This window comes from Thalassospira sp. (assembly GCF_040218635.1).
Classification (GTDB): domain Bacteria; phylum Pseudomonadota; class Alphaproteobacteria; order Rhodospirillales; family Thalassospiraceae; genus Thalassospira.
The window spans coordinates 870,658-888,112 of record NZ_JAVJRB010000012.1; the positions used below are offsets into that span (position 1 = coordinate 870,658).

The following is a 17,455-nucleotide window of genomic DNA, read 5'->3' on the forward strand; positions in this document are numbered from 1 at the left end:
TCCGAAGGATTTGACGGGCGGCAATGTGCCGCCACGCCACGTATTTGTCAAACCGACATTCGTCAAATTTCGTCATAGCGGGCATGCTTACCCGATAAAACACGATATTTTAGAAGTGGATCGCACGACCATAGGCGTCAAGGACCGACTCATGCATCATTTCTGACAACGTAGGATGCGGGAAGACCGTATGCATCAGATCTTCTTCCGTCGTCTCAAGCCCCATCGCAACAACAAAGCCTTGAATAAGCTCTGTCACTTCGGTGCCAACCATATGAGCGCCAAGCAATTCGCCAGTCTTGGCATCAAACACAGTTTTCACAAGGCCTTCGGCCTCGCCCAATGCAACGGCCTTGCCATTGCCAATGAACGGGAACTTGCCGACCTTGACGTCATAGCCCGCATCTTTGGCCTTGGCTTCGGTCAGACCAACACTGGCGACCTGCGGATGACAATAGGTGCAACCCGGAATCTTGCGCGGATCAAGCGGATGGACGTTTTTGACACCTGCAATTTTCTCGATGCAGATAACGCCTTCGTGTTCGGCCTTATGCGCAAGCATCGGCGGACCGGCAACATCGCCAATGGCGTAAATGTTCGGTTCTGCCGTACGGGAAAATTCATCCGCACCGATCACGTTGCGATCAACTTTGACCTTGGTGGTTTCAAGACCAAGATTTTCGGTATTCCCAATGACGCCAACAGCAGAGATCACGCGATCAACGGTGATTTCCTGTTTCTTGCCGTCTTTGGTTTCAACCGTGACAACGACATTGTCCGCATTGCGCTTAAGATTGGCGACCTTTGCTTCGGTCAGGATTTTCATCCCGTCCTTGGTCATCATCTTCTGTGCAAGGGCGGCAACTTCCTTGTCTTCTACCGGCATGATCTGCGACATGATTTCGACCACAGTCACATCAGCACCCATGGTGTGATAGAAACTGGCAAACTCGATGCCGATGGCACCGGAGCCAACAACAACAATGCTTTTTGGCATTTTGTCTGGCGTCATCGCCTTTTTGTAATCCCAAACCACTTTGCCATCAGCTTCAAGGCCCGGCAGCGAACGTGCCCGTGCGCCGGTTGCGATGATGTAATGCTTTGCGGTGTAGGTACCTGCGTCCTTACCGGTGACCACAATCTTTTTCGGGCCATCGAATTTGGCTTCGCCGGTGATCACGGTGACCTTGTTCTTTTTCAGAAGATGGCCAACACCACCGGAAAGCTGTTTGGAAACACCACGCGAACGTTGAATAACGGCATCGATGTCAAAGGACGGGTTATCGCATGACAGGCCATATTCCTTGGCATGGTTCATGTTGCGATAAACTTCGGCCGAACGCAGCAGCGCCTTGGTCGGGATACAGCCCCAGTTCAGGCAAATGCCACCAACATGTTCACGTTCAACAACAGCCGTTTTCAGGCCAAGCTGGGCAGAACGGATTGCGGTTACATAACCACCCGGACCTGCACCAATCACGATTACGTCGAAATTGCTATCCGCCATCGTAGGATCTCCTTCGCCTGCCCGTTATCGGTCGCAGGTCTTGAAATTCAAATGCTTGCGGGGGCCATTTAAAGCCCCCGCGCAACCTGGGACCCCTAGAGCAACATGCTCAGTGGATCTTCAATCAGCTTTTTGAATTCAGCCATGAACTCAGCACCAACTGCGCCATCGACCGCACGGTGGTCAACAGACAGGGTACAACTCATGACAGTTGCAATGGCAAGTGCACCGTCTTTAACGACCGGGCGCTGTTCGCCTGCACCAACGGCAAGGATGCAACCTTGCGGCGGGTTAATGATGGCCGAAAATTCCTTGATGCCGAACATGCCAAGGTTGGAAACTGAGAATGTCCCGCCCTGATAGTCAGAAGGCATCAATTTGCCATCACGGGCTTTGCCAGCAAGTGCTTTCATCTCGCTAGAGATTTCAGCAAGACCTTTGGAACCCGCATCACGGACAACCGGCGTGATCAGACCACCCTCAATGGCAACGGCCACCGAGATGTCCTGTTTCTTGCACTGCAAGGTCGCCTTATCCGTCCAGATCGAGTTCGCAGCAGGAACCCGTTTAAGCGCCAACGAAACCGCCCGGATGACAAAGTCATTGACCGAGATTTTGACACCGTCGCCAGCTTTTTCATTCAGCTGTTTACGGGTGGCAAGAAGGTTGTCGAGCTGGCAATCCACCGTCAGATAGAAATGCGGGACCTGCTGTTTGGATTCCGTCAAACGACGTGCGATGGTTTTGCGCATGCCGCTGTTCGGGATTTCTTCGTATTCCGGAAGACCGGTCAAATCCGGGTTCCAGCCAGATGCGGCTGGTGCAGACGCCGCGGCAGGAGCCGAAGGAGCCGCTTTTTCTTCCGAAGCACTTGCTGCCGGTTTGGCCGTCATTGCTGCTTCGACATCACGCTTGACGATACGACCACGCGGGCCGGAACCGCTTACTGCGGCAAGATCAACGCCTTCGTTTGCAGCAATGCGACGGGCAAGCGGGCTTGCCTTGACACGTTCGCCACCGGAAACCGGTGCGGCCGGTGCTGGCTTGTCACCTCCAGAAGCCGATTTTTCAGCTACCGCAGGTGCTTTTTCCTCTTTGGCGTCGTCCTTGGCCGGCGCGTTTTCACCGCCGCCCGTGCTTGCCGCCGAGGTGTCCGCACCTTCAAGCGCACTCGCGTCTTCGTCTTCTTCAAGCAGAAGTGCGATGACTTCGTTTACAGCAACACCCTCGCTGCCTTCGGCAACAAGGATTTTACCGATTTTGCCTTCGTCGACGGCTTCGACTTCCATCGTGGCTTTATCGGTTTCAATTTCTGCGATGACATCGCCCGATTCAACGGTATCACCTTCCTTGACGTGCCATTTTGCCAAGGTGCCTTCAGTCATGGTCGGCGACAGAGCCGGCATCAATATTTTTACAGGCATGAACACATTCTCCCGGTAACGGGGCGGTACGCTTTCAAAGCGCACCTGCCCCTGTCCGTATCACTTAGCGATAGCAAACGGCCTTGGCCGCATCGACGATATGCTGTTCTTGCGGAAGTGCGAGCACTTCAAGATTTGCAGCATAAGGCATCGGAACATCTTCGCCGCTCACACGCGCCACCGGCGCATCGAGATAATCAAAGGCATGTTCCATGACCACCGATGCGATTTCCGAACCGATACCGGCGAAGTGCCAACCTTCTTCACAAGTGACAAGACGATTGGTCTTCATCACAGAGCGAATAATGGTGTTTGTATCAAGCGGACGGATCGTACGCAGGTTGATAACCTCGGCCGAGATGCCCTGCTCTGCCAGTTGCTCGGCAGCTTTCAGTGCTTTGCCAACCATGATCGAGAAAGCAACGATGGTCACATCGGTCCCTTCGCGTTCGATCTTGGCCTGACCAATCGGCAAAACGAAATCTTCGTCGTCAGGAACTTCAAAGCTCTGACCATACAAAAGTTCGTTTTCAAGGAAGACAACCGGGTTCGGATCGCGGATTGCAGCCTTAAGAAGACCTTTGGCGTCTGCAGCCGAATACGGTGAGACAACCTTGAGCCCCGGGCAATGTGCATACCAGGATGCATAGCACTGCGAGTGCTGTGCACCGACGCGCGATGCCGCACCGTTCGGACCACGGAAAACAATCGGGCACCCAAGCTGCCCACCAGACATATAAAGCGTCTTGGCGGCAGAGTTGATGATGTGATCAATCGCCTGCATGGCAAAGTTAAACGTCATGAATTCGACGATCGGCTTCAAACCCATGAAGGCAGCACCGGTTGCCATGCCGGTGAAACCGATTTCAGTAATCGGCGTATCAACGACGCGGCGTTCACCAAACTCATCCAGCAGACCCTGGGTGACTTTGTAAGCCCCCTGATACTGTGCAACTTCTTCGCCCATGACATAGACGTTTTCATCGCCACGCATTTCTTCGGCCATTGCATCACGCAGGGCTTCACGAACGGTCTGGGTTTTAAAGCTGGTGTAGGTCTTTTCGTCCATGGTCGCGTTAATCACGCTCATGGCACGTGGTTCGGTCTCGGAACGCTCAATCGTGCCGCTGGCAGCAACCGGTGCGGCACGTGCCGTGGTTGGTGCCGGTGCTTCGGAAGCTGCAGGTGCCGGAGCATCCTCAGCCGCCGGGGCACTTGCAGGTGCGGACGATGATGCAGAAACATTATCCAACGCTGATGCGTCCTCGTCTTCTTCGAGGATGTAAGCGATGACTGCATTCACGGCGACGTTTTCAGTACCTTCAGCGATAACGATCTTGCCAACAGTACCTTCATCGACAGCTTCGACTTCCATCGTTGCTTTGTCGGTTTCGATTTCTGCAAGGACGTCACCGGATGCGACTGTGTCGCCTTCCTTGACGACCCATTTGGCAAGCGTGCCTTCGGTCATGGTCGGCGACAGGGCCGGCATCAAAACTTCAATCGGCATTGTTCCCTCTCTCCCGGGAAAATTCGGTCAAAAGCGGTTCGCGAAATATCGCGATCACGCGTCGATCAGAATGTCGGTGAACAGTTCAGAAACATCCGGTTCCGGGCTGTTCTGCGCGAACTCGGCCGCTTTTGCGACTTCGGATTTTACTTCCTTGTCGATATCTTTAAGGCCAGCTTCATCGATGATGTTGCCATCAATCAGGAGCTTTTTGACCATATCGATCGGGTCGTGTTCCTTCCGCATCTTGTCGAGTTCATCTTTGGTCCGATATTTCGCAGGGTCGGACATCGAATGACCACGATAGCGATACGTTTTCAGTTCAAGGATGTAAGGCCCCTTGCCCGCACGGCAATGCTCAACAGCACGTTCGCCTGCTTCTTTGACAGCCAGAACATCCATGCCATCAACCTGCTCACCGGGAATGCCATACGCCACACCGCGTTGATAAAGATCAGGACTGGACGAATGTCGTTGGGTCGAGGTGCCCATGGCATACTGGTTGTTCTCGATGCAATAGATCACCGGAAGCTGCCAGAGAGCGGCCATGTTGAAGGCTTCATATACCTGACCCTGGTTGACAGCGCCGTCACCAAGATATGTCAGGCAAACGCGATTTTCACCGCGATATTTGTAATTGAAGGCAATCCCGGTTCCCAACGGAACCTGACCACCAACGATGCCGTGTCCACCATAGAAATTCTTTTCCTTGGAGAACATATGCATCGATCCGCCTTTACCGCGGGAATAACCGCCTTCGCGACCCGTCAGTTCGGCCATAACGCCACCGGCATCCATGCCACATGCAAGCATATGGCCGTGATCACGGTAACTGGTGATGACACCATCATCGCCGGTAATAGCAGCTTGCATACCAACAACGACAGCTTCCTGCCCGATATAAAGGTGACAGAAGCCACCGATAAGACCCATGCCGTAAAGCTGACCGGCTTTTTCTTCAAAGCGGCGAATCAGCAGCATTTCACGGTAATATTTGAGGAGATCGTCACTGCTCGCCTGATTGTCGGCGCGCGTAGTGGCGCGTTTGCGTTTTGTGGTCGCCATGTTTCCTCCCGGTGGATGGCTATCGCATAAGCATCATGTATAGAGTGCTTAATTCGGTACTGGACCACCGAAATGACTACCTAAAACGGCCGCATAGGGCAAGCAATCAAAGTCCGAGTAAACTATTGTTTTGCAACGCACAATCACAAATAAACCATATAATGGTTAAAATGCAAAATTCCGCAGATATGCATAGATGCAGAGTTTTCAGCCACTTGAGAGAATGCTTTGAATTTCGTTCATTCCTGTATGTCACAAATGCTATGCTTTCATGACGATAATACCGCATAGCCGTTGTCGGCCGATTTCAACCCAAAGAACGCATTCGTTATCAACGCCCTCAACTAATGACGGCGCAAAACGCGATTTAAACCAGAAGTCAGTTCAAACAACGACTTACCCAACAGCGTTCATTGCTGAACAATTTTCACAACTGTAAATTTTATCACAAGATACCCTCCCCTTACCCTTTTCAGGGGAATTTACCGAAAACCTTGTGATGGGCGACAATCCGGATTCTCTGCGTGCGAACATCGATCTGTTCGACACATCAAAACAAGGTCATCATCTTAGCTGGGATCAAATGACACTGTGGAATGTTTTGTCGCGGTCAACAACGACCGCCGAACTGTGCAAACAGATGCTATTGGCTCGCCGCAACGATGGTTGCCATATCCTGATAACCATCGCGATGAAAAAGGATCACGTCGTCTGGATGAGCCGCATTGAGCATTGCACGCGCACGTTCATCTAGCAGGTCGGGGTCAAGATGGCTGGCACGCAAGGACAGGACGTGTTGTTCAAGGTTCTTACGGCTCTCTGTGGTGTCCTCAAGGACCTTGGCGATCTCGGTCACCCGGTCCTGCATCGACCAATAGGCCAGCAAGCCACGCTCACCTTCCACGCTGTGGAAGATGAAATAAGCCATCACTGTAAATGCGATTACCGGCGCAACAGCCTGTTTCAGGCGGCGAAAGACCGGCGAGTTTGACGACATTTACCCTGTCCCATGTGCGTTCAAGCAGATTTGCTGACGCAATTAATCATTCCGGGTTGTCAACATGAAAACAACATACGTGATTTCCATTGCTTTTCAGGTAGATACCATCAAGCAAAGCCAAAAACCCGGCAACATTACCAGCCAAGTAGCGCACAGATCGGTAAAAATAGAGTTAAACCACCAGCGCAAAGCGCATGATTTACGCTCAAAAGGCTAACTCTGATCGCGCCTTTTATAAGCAATTGCTGCAGATGACTTCGTGGTTGCCGAATCAAAACGGGCCCTGCCGGAATTAACCAGCAAGGCCCGAAAGACGACACGACACACTGCGGAACAGATCGTCGCGAAATCAGATTATTTCAGGATCGCACGACCCGGATAATACGCACCAGCGTCAAGCATCTCTTCGATGCGGATCAGCTGGTTGTATTTGGCCAGACGATCAGAACGCGACAGTGAACCGGTTTTGATCTGACCGCAGTTGGTGGCAACCGCAAGATCGGCAATGGTCGAATCTTCGGTTTCACCGGAACGGTGTGACATCACGGCAGTATAACCGGCGCGATGTGCCATCTCGACTGCTTCAAGGGTCTCGGACAGCGTGCCGATCTGATTGACCTTGACCAGGATCGAGTTCGCAACACCCTTTTTGATACCTTCAGCAAGGCGTTTCGGGTTGGTGACAAACAGGTCATCGCCAACCAGCTGGGTCGTGGAACCGATGGCGGCCGTCAATTCTGCCCAACCGTCCCAGTCGTCTTCAGCCATACCGTCTTCGATCGAGAAGATCGGATATTTGCCAACAAGATCGGCCCAGTATTTCACCATGCCACCGGCATCAAGGGTCTTGCCCTCACCTGCCAGAACATATTTACCGTCCTTGTAGAATTCGGTTGATGCGGCATCAAGCGCCAGAACAACGTCTTCTTCCGGGCGGTAACCAGCAGCCTCAATGGACTTCATGACATAGCTGATAGCAGCTTCGGTTGATGCGATGTTCGGGGCAAAGCCACCTTCATCACCGACCGAGGTGCTCAGACCATCTGCCGACAACGCCTTTTTGAGGTTGTGGAAGATTTCTGCACCCATACGGATTGCGTCCGATCCGGTTTCTGCCGAAACAGGCACAACCATGAATTCCTGAACATCAATGGCGTTATCAGCATGCTCGCCGCCATTGATAATGTTCATCATCGGAACCGGAAGCGTACGTGCGAACGAGCCACCAACGTAACGGTACAGCGGAAGACCTGCGGCTTCAGCAGCAGCCTTGGCAACCGCAAGAGAAACACCAAGGATTGCATTTGCACCAAGGCGGGCCTTGTTCGATGTGCCATCAAGATCGATCATGATGGTATCGACAGCAACCTGGTCTTCGGCATCCATGCCAGCCAGGGCTTCGAAAATCTCACCATTGACCGAGGCAACAGCCTTGGTCACACCTTTGCCAAGATAACGGTCTTCCTTGTCGCGCAGCTCAACAGCTTCGTGCGCACCGGTAGATGCGCCTGACGGAACGGCAGCACGACCAAAGGCGCCATTTTCCAAGGTTACATCAACTTCGACCGTCGGGTTACCACGGCTGTCAAGGATTTCGCGGCCGCGAATATCGATAATAGCGGTCATGACAGAAACGTTCTCCTCACTGGTAGGGATCATGCCTTTTGTCAGGCATGCGGGTTACAGCAAAAAAGAATGCCGCCAATCACTGACTGGCGGCATTTGATTATTATTCGTCGAACATATCCAGACGGACCGGATTGGCTTTCGCCACTTTATCCAGCTCCATCAGGACCGAAAGAACTTCGGGTAACTTGTTCAACGGAATTTGGTTCGGGCCATCACTGATGGCCGTTGCCGGGTTATCGTGGGTTTCGATAAACAGTGCTGCGATACCAACCGATACGGCTGCACGGGCCAGAACAGGCGCAAATTCGCGCTGACCACCTGATGAGGTGCCCTGTCCGCCCGGCTGTTGAACCGAATGGGTTGCATCAAAGACAACTGGATAGCCCTGACGGGCCATGGTGGGAAGTCCGCGGAAGTCTGTAACAAGCGTGTTGTAGCCAAAGCTGGTTCCACGGTCACAGAGCATAATATTGTCATTACCGGTTGCTGCCAGATTGTCAGCAACATTGGCCATGTCCCAAGGAGCCAGGAACTGCCCCTTTTTCACATTGACCACACGTCCGGTTTTGCCCGCCGCCTGCAACAAATCCGCCTGACGGCACAGGAATGCCGGGATCTGCAGGATATCGGCAACTTCGGCTACAGCAGCACACTGATCAGGCAAATGCACGTCGGTCACAATCGGCAGACCGGTCTTTGCTTTGACTTCAGCCAGAATATCAAGACCTTCGACCAGACCAACACCGCGCTTCGATGTCGTGCTGGTGCGGTTGGCTTTGTCAAACGAGCTTTTGTAAACCAGACCAATGCCGAGCCCTTCGGAAAGTTCTTTCAGGGCAGCAGCCATTTCAAGTGCATGCTGACGGCTTTCGATCGCACACGGCCCTGCCAATACGGCAAAAGGCCTGTCATTGGCGATTTCGATATTGCCGACTTTGACGGTTTTAATTTTGGTCATTTTAATGACTTTCACTCAGGCATTCGGGCACACAAGCAGCATAAGCAGCCAGTCGATTACACCAGACGGCTGCGTTCTTTTGCCGCCTTGATGTAAGACACGAACAGCGGATGCGGATCAAGCGGACGCGAACGCAATTCCGGGTGGAACTGAACGCCGATGAACCACGGATGGTTCGGATACTCGACGATTTCCGGCAAACGACCATCCGGAGACAGGCCCGAGAATTTAAGCCCTTTTTCTTCAAGCTGCGCCATGAAGTTTACGTTAACTTCGTAACGATGGCGGTGACGCTCAAGAACTGTCTCATTGCCATAGATGTCACGCGCACGCGTTCCGTCAACCAGCTTGCACTCATAATTGCCCAGGCGCATGGTGCCACCAAGATCGTCTTCACCCGAACGACGTTCAACCGAACCGCCATCCTTGGCCCATTCCGTCATCAGACCAACAAGCGGTGTCTTGGTCGGACCAAATTCGGAAGAAGATGCATCTTTAAGCCCCGCAAGGTTACGTGCTGCTTCAAGAACAGCCATCTGCATGCCAAAGCAAATACCGAAATACGGAACCTTGTTTTCACGGGCATAGCGTGCCGCGGCAATCTTGCCTTCTGCGCCACGTTCGCCAAATCCGCCCGGAACCATGATCGCATCAAGCTTGGACAGGATTTCATTGACGTTGCCTTCTTTTTCAAGCGCGTCAGATGCAATCCATTCCAGTTTAACACGGACCTTGTTGGCGATCCCGCCATGGGTCAGTGCTTCGGTCAGCGATTTATAAGCATCGGGAAGCTGGATGTATTTGCCAACGATACCGATGGTAACTTCACCTTCCGGATTACGGATGGTAGAGCAGATTTCTTCCCACGGACCCAAATCCGGATCCTGTGCCTGCAGGCCGAAGTGATGAAGAACTTCGTTGTCCAGACCATACTGATGATAGCTGATCGGTACCTGATAGATGTTATCAACATCATAAGCCGGAATAACAGCCGCTTCGCGGACGTTACAGAAACGCGCAATCTTGCGGCGTTCATTGATCGGAATTTCACGATCGCAACGGCACAACAGAATGTCTGGCTGAATACCAACACTTTGCAGTTCTTTGACAGAATGCTGGGTCGGTTTGGTTTTAAGCTCACCGGCGGATGAAATGTAAGGCACCAATGTCAGATGCATAAACAGCGTCCGACCATCGCCAAGGTCATTGCCCATCTGGCGGATGGCTTCAAGGAACGGCAGGCTTTCGATATCGCCAACCGTGCCGCCGATTTCGACAAGAACAAAATCCTCGGTCGCATCGGACTGAACAAATTCTTTAATCGCATCGGTGATGTGCGGAATAACCTGAACGGTCCCGCCCAGGTAATCCCCGCGGCGTTCACGCGCAATCACGTTAGAATAAATACGACCTGTCGTCACGTTGTCAGAACGGCGTGAAGACACACCGGTGAAACGTTCATAGTGACCAAGGTCAAGGTCGGTTTCCGCACCGTCTTCGGTGACATAGCATTCGCCATGCTGATACGGGCTCATGGTGCCCGGATCGACGTTAATATACGGATCAAGCTTGCGCAGACGAACGGTAAAGCCGCGTGCCTGTAACGAAGCACCCAAAGCAGCAGACGCCAGGCCTTTGCCCAACGAAGAAACAACGCCACCGGTGATAAAGATATAACGAGTCATTTCTTTGCCTCATTTCAAAGCACAAAGCCTCGGTTCAATGCCATTTAGTGCATCACGAACCGGGAAATACAACAATCAAAAATTGAGGCGGCTCGTTTGCCGCCTCTGGTCATCGGTTATTTTGTTTAGCGGGTCGGAGCCGCGGGCCCAGTATCCTCAGCGGGTTCTGTAACCGCCGGGGCTGAAGCCGGAGCCTGATCCAAGATGGAAGTTGGCTTGGTGTGACTGTTCGACTGCAGCGCAAGAATGATGCTGGTGATCATAAATGCACCGGCCAGAATCGCAGTGGTACGGGTCAGCAGGTTTGCAGCGCCGCGTGAACTCATCACGCCGAAGCCACCGCCGCCGCCTCCGCCACTATTACCGCCGATACCAAGCCCACCGCCCTCGCTGCGCTGTACGAGAATGACGGCGATCAAGCCAAGCGCGAGAAGAAGGTGGATTACCAGAATGACTGTTTGCATGGTGTCGAAACTCTTGTCCTAATCTTCCGATCCGAACGCAATTCGCCCCGGACCGGGCATAAATTTGATGCGTATTTAACGCGTTTTATGGCTGTTGGCTAGGCGCAAGTTTCAATAATTTTCCAAAAATCATCAACCTTGAGGCTGGCCCCGCCGACAAGCGCACCATCAACATCGGCAACAGCAAGCAATTCTGCCGCGTTCGACGGTTTGACCGAACCACCATAAAGAATCCGGAATTCGTCACCGTCTTCAAAACGTTCAACAAGTTCAGCACGGATGGCTGCATGAACTTCGGCAACTTCCGCAACACTTGCCGTACGGCCCGTGCCAATTGCCCAGACCGGTTCATAGGCAATCACGGTGTTCTTTGCGCTTGCCCCATCCGGAACCGAAACAGCCACCTGCCCGTTCACCACCGGAAGCGTCGCACCAAGATCACGTTCCTGTTCGGTTTCGCCAACACAAACAACCGCAATCAACCCGGCATCATGGGCGGCAATCGCCTTCTGACGGATAACGGTCGAGCTTTCATCATGATCTGCACGACGTTCGGAATGACCAACCAAAACGTAACCGGCCCCGATATCCGCCAACATTGCCGCTGCAACATCACCGGTATGTGCGCCAGACGTCTCAGCGTGGCAATCTTGACCACCCACCCCAACTGCGCTGTTTTGAGCTGCATTAACAACATCTGAAAGCAACGTTGCAGGCGGACAAACCAGCACATCACAGCCAAGCGATCCTTTTTCCGCTGCCTTTGCGACAAGGGCGGATACCAATTCAAGACCGTCTGCACGCAAACAGTTCATTTTCCAGTTTCCGGCAATCAGGGGACGGCGTTGGGTCATTGAAGGATACCTCGTGCTGGTCAGGTTCAGATATTTTTTCCTTTATAACAATACCATAACCAAAGATGAATGCCGGTTACGAATTGTTACAAGATCAGGTTCGATGCGGGTTTTAGCACGCCAGAACCCTTGGGCCAAGTACCGGAAATCACGCGCTTTGGCATTTCGCGCAACCTTGTGATGATCTTCGATGCAATCGGCTGTTGCCGCTGTTACCACTCGCCATTAAGATGCGTCGCAATTTCGTCGGGCTTTATTGGCTTCAGGCGATCATAATTAAAAGCTGTCGATACATTATATCGACACCAAACCACGAATTGTTAGGCTTATCATATGCTTGCTGGCATTCGCACATTTTCGAAATCAATCTTTGCCAAAATCATCTTTGGCGTGATTGCACTGAGCTTCGTGATCTGGGGCCTGAACGCGTCGATGCTGAACCTTGGCACGTCACGCGAAGTTGCCGAAATCGGCAGCCAAAAAGTTACCCCGGTCGAACTGGACCGCGCTTTTCAGCGCAGCGTGCAGAATATGCGAAATGTATTCGGTCCCAACTTCAACCAGCAGCAGGCCGTGCAGATGGGCCTTCTGAACAATACGGTGCAGTCGCTCGTATCTCAGAAAGTTCTGCGTGAAGATGCCAAGAATATGGGCATCGGCATCAGCGACGACAAAGTCCGCGACACGATCTTTGCGTCTGACAATTTCAAGGACTCGACCACCGGCCAGTTCAGCCGTGATCGCTTCCTTCAGTCGCTTTATCAGGCGGGCTACACCGAACAGGAATTCATCGAAGGCGTCCGTGGTGACATGATGAGCCAGCAGATTGTTGGCAGCCTGACCGGTACGGCAAGCGTTCCTGATTTGATGGCAAAGCAGATTGTTGCCTATCGTAATGAACAGCGCAGTGGTTCGTTCTTTACCCTGAATGATGCAGAATTTGAAAACATTGCCCTGGCTGATGATGCGACCCTTCGTAAATATCACGAAGATAACGCACCGCAGTTCACCGCACCGGAAAGCCGCGACGTAACGCTGGCGACCTTAAGTGCGGCTGATCTGATCAACACGGTCACTGTCACCGAAGAAGAAATCGCTGAATCCTATAAACAGCGTGAAGCAGAATTCCAGACCCCGGAAAAACGCAGTGTTGAGCAAATCCTGTTTGCACCGGGGGCTGAGCAGTCCGCACACGAAGCTTACAAAAAACTTCAAGAAGGTGCTGATTTCATGGCCGTTTCCAAGGAAGCAGGCATGGATGAATCGATGGTCAAACTTGGTGAATTCACCGCAAACGACATTCTGCCCGATCTGAGCGAGGCGACCTTTGCCCTGCCAGAAGGCGGCGTATCCGAGCCGGTTGAAACCGCACTTGGTTGGCATATCCTGCGCGTTCCTTCGATCACCGAGGGATCGACGCAAACCCTTGAAGAAGTCCGCGATGTTATTGTCGATGGCCTGAAACAGTTCAAAGCAGAAGACGCCATCTACGATCTTGCGGCAAACTTTGACGAAGAACTTGGTGCAGGCACCCCGATCGAAGAGGCAGCCCGCGATGTTGGTGCAAAGACCTATAAGCTCAGCGGCATTGTTCGCGGCGAAGGTCTGGCAGGCGAAACCGTTGATGGTGCGGATGAAATCAACGCAAAGATTTTCGAGCTGGAAAACGGCGAGGAAAGCTTCCTTGAAGAAACCGCAACAGGGACCCGTTTTGTGGTTCGCGTTGAAAACGTGACCCCGTCGGCCCTGCGCCCGTTCGAAGATGTGCGTGAAGATGTCATTGCATTATGGACAGCTGACGAGCGTCAGAAACAGATGCTTGCCAAGGCCGAAGAACTTGCAGGCAACATCAACACCACGGGTGCAGATATCAACACCCTTGCCGATCAGGACAATGCCACCGTTCAAACAACTGGCATGACCAAGCGTACGGGTCAGGGCCTTGGCGATGATGTGAACCCGTCGGTTGCTGCTGCCCTTTTCACCCTTGAAAACGGCAAAGCCAAAGCAGTCCAGACCGGTGACAGCGTTATTGTCGTCAAGCTTGACGATATCAAAGCTGCCAACATCGAAACCGCAGATGCAACCCCGGTAACGGACGAGCTGAAATCGGCCATCGATGAAGACATCCTTGCGCAGTATCTTGATTACCTGAACGAGGAAATCTCGGTCACTGTAAACAACTCCGTGATTACAGAGCTTTATGCCCCCGTCGCGGCAAACTGATACCAAATCAAAGGGCGACCGGATCAACCGGTCGCCCTTTTTCTTTTTATAGATACCTGCTTACAAGACCAACAATCGGACACCCTCATGGAAATCAAACCGGATTTCACCAGCTTCAAGCAAAATTACGATAACGGCATTTCACAGGTTTTGTGGACGTCCCTGACCGCTGATCTTGATACGCCGGTCTCGGCCTTTCTTAAAATCGCCGAAGGCATGCCCAACACCTATTTGCTTGAATCTGTTGAAGGTGGTGCTGTCCGGGGGCGTTATTCGTTCCTTGGTTTGAAACCTGATCTGATCTGGCGGTGTTTTGGCAACAAGGCCGAACTCAACCGTCGCGCCTTGGCCGATGCAGATGCCTTTGCACCCGAACAAGACGTGCCGCTCGAAAGCCTGAAAAAGCTGATTGCTGAAAGCTACATTGCCCTTCCCGACAATCTGCCACCAATGAGTGCCGGTCTTGTCGGTTATATGGGCTATGACACAGTTCGCCTGATGGAAAAGCTACCTGACAGCAACGCCGACGAACTTGGCGTGCCCGATGGCATCTTCATCCGCCCGACTGTCACCGCAAGCTTTGATACCATTGAAGACACCGTCACCGTCGTCGCCCCGGTCCGCCCGGAAGATGGCATCAATGCCGATGCGGCCTATGATCTGGCCTGTGCGCGGTTGAATGACGTTGTTCAACAGTTCCAGCGCAATCTGTTTATCGACCGCCGGTCAAAATCCATTCCCGACACCCTGCCCGACCCTAAGGTCAGTGTCGATGAGGCCGGATATTACGACATGGTCGAAAAGGCCAAGGATTACATCCGTGCAGGCGACATTTTCCAGGTGGTGCTGTCACAGCGATATACCCTGCCATATCAGCTCCCGCCTTTTGCCTTTTACCGTGCGCTGCGCCGGATCAACCCGTCACCTTTCATGTTCTATCTTGATATTGGCGGCTTTCAGGTTGTCGGTGCCAGCCCGGAAATTCTGGTCCGCCTGCGTGACGGCGAAGTCACCATTCGCCCGATTGCCGGTACCCGCCGTCGCGGCCATACCCCAGAAGACGACAAGGTCATGGCCCAGGACCTTCTGGATGATCCAAAGGAACGCTCAGAACATCTGATGTTGCTTGATCTTGGGCGCAATGATGTCGGCCGGGTTTCCAAACCCGGTACTGTCCGCGTCACGGATAGTGAAAAAATCGAATATTATTCCCACGTCATGCATATCGTTTCGAACGTGGTCGGTCAGATTGACGAAAAATATGACGCGATGGACGCGCTAAAGGCCGGCTTCCCGGCCGGAACCGTTTCGGGTGCCCCAAAAGTCCGTGCAATGGAAATCATTGATGAACTCGAATCGGTGCGTCGCGGTATCTATGCCGGATGTATCGGTTATATCTCGGCCGACGGATCAATGGATACCTGCATTGCGCTCCGCACCGCCGTGATCAAGGATGAGAAAATCCATATTCAGGCCGGTGCAGGTATTGTCGTCGACAGCAAACCGGAACTTGAACACAAGGAATGCCGCAACAAGGCAGGTGCCCTAATGGCCGCCGCCCGAGAAGCGCATCGGTTCGCCTAACCCCCGTTTGATCACCACAAACGAAAGGGCTGCAAATCCTGTGCAGCCCTTCTTTTTCTCAAACTCTTGTTCTCAAACTCTTTGCTGGGGTCAGCCCGTCGCGTGCATTGATGCGCGGCGTAAGACATCTGTAATCGGCACCAGAACAAAGCCCTTTGCCAGAATTTCAGGTATCCATTTATGTAACGCCGCAAGGGTCAAATCACGCGGATGGCCAATCGCGATGGCAAAGCCTTGTTTGGCTGCCACCCGTTCCGTTCGGCTCAGCATATCAGCGATCTTTTCCGCATCATCGGCATCATCGATAAAGATATCACGCGTGATCGCTGGAACGCCAAGCTGGTTGGCGGTCGAATACCCGACCGAGGCGGCACTGGTGCGCGAATCAAGGAACATCAGGCCCCGTGATTTCATAACTTCCATCACAATCCGCATGCGTTCAGGGTCGGATGTGAATTTGCTGCCCATATGATTGTTCACCCCGACATAGCCATCAAACCGATCCAGCATCCAGGTCATCTCGTTCAGGATCGTTTGCCGATCATAAGATGACAACAAGGCATGCGGCCCCGGATCAACAGATGCCGATGACGGTTCCATTGGCATATGCAGCATGACTTCGTGGCCAGCTGCGCGTGCAGCATTGACTTGTGGCTGCAAATCGCGGGCATAGGGCAGATAGGCAATGGTAATCGGACCGGGAAGTTTTAACGTGCGGGCCGTGCGCGGCTGATCAAGACCGGCATCATCAATCACGATCGCAATAACCGGCTTATTGCCTGTATCGGGTGTCAGGGCAGCAAACTTGCGCCATGGCACGTTCTGATCCACAGGCGATATGTTGCCCGGTGAAACATTCACGCCCGCGTCCCTGTCACTACCGCTATCTCCCGGCAAGATATCACTGCCCGTCACCGGTGGCTTGGACTGCGGCGTTGTAATCTTGTCGGTCGACCCTTGCGCCCCATCCGCTTGTTTGTCGCTGTTTCTGCCAACGAGATATCCCGTACGCCCGCGCTCAGGTGCATTTTCAGAAAGCTGATAATCCTTGCGCAGCATCGGGGTTGGTTCAGGTTCGGCCAAGGAATAATCGGGTGCGATTTGATCCGCCGACCGGCCAAATTCATCGGAGGCCCGATCAAGTTCAAGCATGCTGCCAACCGCAATGATGGCAGAAAGCGTGCCCGCGACAAAAGCGCCGCCCAGCATAAGGCGACCAATACCGCCCGATTTCTTGTTTGGGGCAGTCTTTTTACGGTTGGATTTCTTGGGTGCCGCTTTTTTGCGTTTAGCGGTCGTTGCCCGGCGTGCCACGCTGTGGTCTCCAGTCTCGTTTGGCTGGGGTGCTCGTGGTGCTGCGCTTTTTAAATGCAGCCCCTTCCCATATGGTGATTATATACCGATCTGGTCGGCGTTGTTTTGATGTTTTTAAATCGTTTCTGGTTAGCACCCGGTTAAGAGATCGTTATCGCCGCACCCATAACAACTTCCTGCCGATACGGCCCTGCTTCCGCTTGACGTAGCGGCAGGTGCGTTTATTCTCTGCCGA

13 protein-coding genes are annotated in these 17,455 nt (G+C 52.9%); 2 read left to right on the plus strand and 11 right to left on the minus strand.

Annotated elements, in window-relative coordinates:
- Positions 1–109 precede the first annotated feature (109 nt).
- The 10 genes from lpdA to tpiA form a co-directional block, all read right to left on the minus strand.
- A complete protein-coding gene (lpdA, locus tag RIC05_RS18035; protein ID WP_350045953.1) occupies positions 110–1,507 on the minus strand; it encodes a dihydrolipoyl dehydrogenase in 1,398 nt (465 codons plus the stop codon).
- A gap of 95 nt (positions 1,508–1,602) precedes the next feature.
- Positions 1,603–2,931, minus strand: a complete 1,329-nt coding sequence (locus RIC05_RS18040) for a pyruvate dehydrogenase complex dihydrolipoamide acetyltransferase (RefSeq protein WP_350045954.1) — start codon at positions 2,929–2,931, stop codon at positions 1,603–1,605.
- A gap of 64 nt (positions 2,932–2,995) precedes the next feature.
- A complete protein-coding gene (locus RIC05_RS18045; protein WP_350045955.1) occupies positions 2,996–4,441 on the minus strand; it encodes a pyruvate dehydrogenase complex E1 component subunit beta in 1,446 nt (481 codons plus the stop codon).
- Between the two features lie 54 nt (positions 4,442–4,495).
- Entirely contained in the window at positions 4,496–5,506 is a 1,011-nt protein-coding gene (gene pdhA, locus RIC05_RS18050; protein ID WP_350044513.1) for a pyruvate dehydrogenase (acetyl-transferring) E1 component subunit alpha, read from the minus strand.
- Between the two features lie 643 nt (positions 5,507–6,149).
- Entirely contained in the window at positions 6,150–6,503 is a 354-nt protein-coding gene (locus RIC05_RS18055; protein ID WP_350045956.1) for an FtsB family cell division protein, read from the minus strand.
- 357 nt (positions 6,504–6,860) lie between these two features.
- Positions 6,861–8,132: a phosphopyruvate hydratase gene (eno, locus tag RIC05_RS18060; protein ID WP_350044511.1), complete on the minus strand. Its 1,272-nt coding sequence runs from the start codon at positions 8,130–8,132 to the stop codon at positions 6,861–6,863.
- A 103-nt stretch (positions 8,133–8,235) separates the two neighbouring features.
- The gene (gene kdsA / locus RIC05_RS18065) at positions 8,236–9,093 is read right to left on the minus strand and encodes a 3-deoxy-8-phosphooctulonate synthase (RefSeq protein ID WP_350044510.1); all 858 of its coding nucleotides are present in this window, start codon (positions 9,091–9,093) and stop codon (positions 8,236–8,238) included.
- Positions 9,094–9,149: 56 nt separating this feature from the next.
- A complete protein-coding gene (gene pyrG, locus RIC05_RS18070) occupies positions 9,150–10,778 on the minus strand; it encodes a CTP synthase (protein WP_350045957.1) in 1,629 nt (542 codons plus the stop codon).
- Positions 10,779–10,903: 125 nt separating this feature from the next.
- Positions 10,904–11,242 (minus strand): preprotein translocase subunit SecG, encoded by a 339-nt coding sequence (gene secG / locus RIC05_RS18075; protein WP_350045958.1) that lies wholly within the window; start codon positions 11,240–11,242, stop codon positions 10,904–10,906.
- A gap of 98 nt (positions 11,243–11,340) precedes the next feature.
- Complete coding sequence (gene tpiA / locus RIC05_RS18080) at positions 11,341–12,096, minus strand: triose-phosphate isomerase (RefSeq protein ID WP_350045959.1); 756 nt, start codon at positions 12,094–12,096, stop codon at positions 11,341–11,343.
- A gap of 333 nt (positions 12,097–12,429) precedes the next feature.
- Here tpiA and RIC05_RS18085 point away from each other — a divergent pair, with 333 nt between their 5' ends.
- Together RIC05_RS18085 and trpE are read left to right on the plus strand one after the other, a co-directional pair.
- Positions 12,430–14,322, plus strand: a complete 1,893-nt coding sequence (locus RIC05_RS18085; protein WP_350045960.1) for a SurA N-terminal domain-containing protein — start codon at positions 12,430–12,432, stop codon at positions 14,320–14,322.
- An 87-nt stretch (positions 14,323–14,409) separates the two neighbouring features.
- The gene (gene trpE, locus RIC05_RS18090) at positions 14,410–15,906 is read left to right on the plus strand and encodes an anthranilate synthase component I (RefSeq protein WP_350045961.1); all 1,497 of its coding nucleotides are present in this window, start codon (positions 14,410–14,412) and stop codon (positions 15,904–15,906) included.
- Positions 15,907–15,996: 90 nt separating this feature from the next.
- Here the strand turns inward: trpE and RIC05_RS18095 are convergent, their stop codons facing one another.
- Positions 15,997–17,220: a divergent polysaccharide deacetylase family protein gene (locus RIC05_RS18095; RefSeq protein ID WP_350045962.1), complete on the minus strand. Its 1,224-nt coding sequence runs from the start codon at positions 17,218–17,220 to the stop codon at positions 15,997–15,999.
- Between the last annotated feature and the right edge of the window lie 235 nt (positions 17,221–17,455).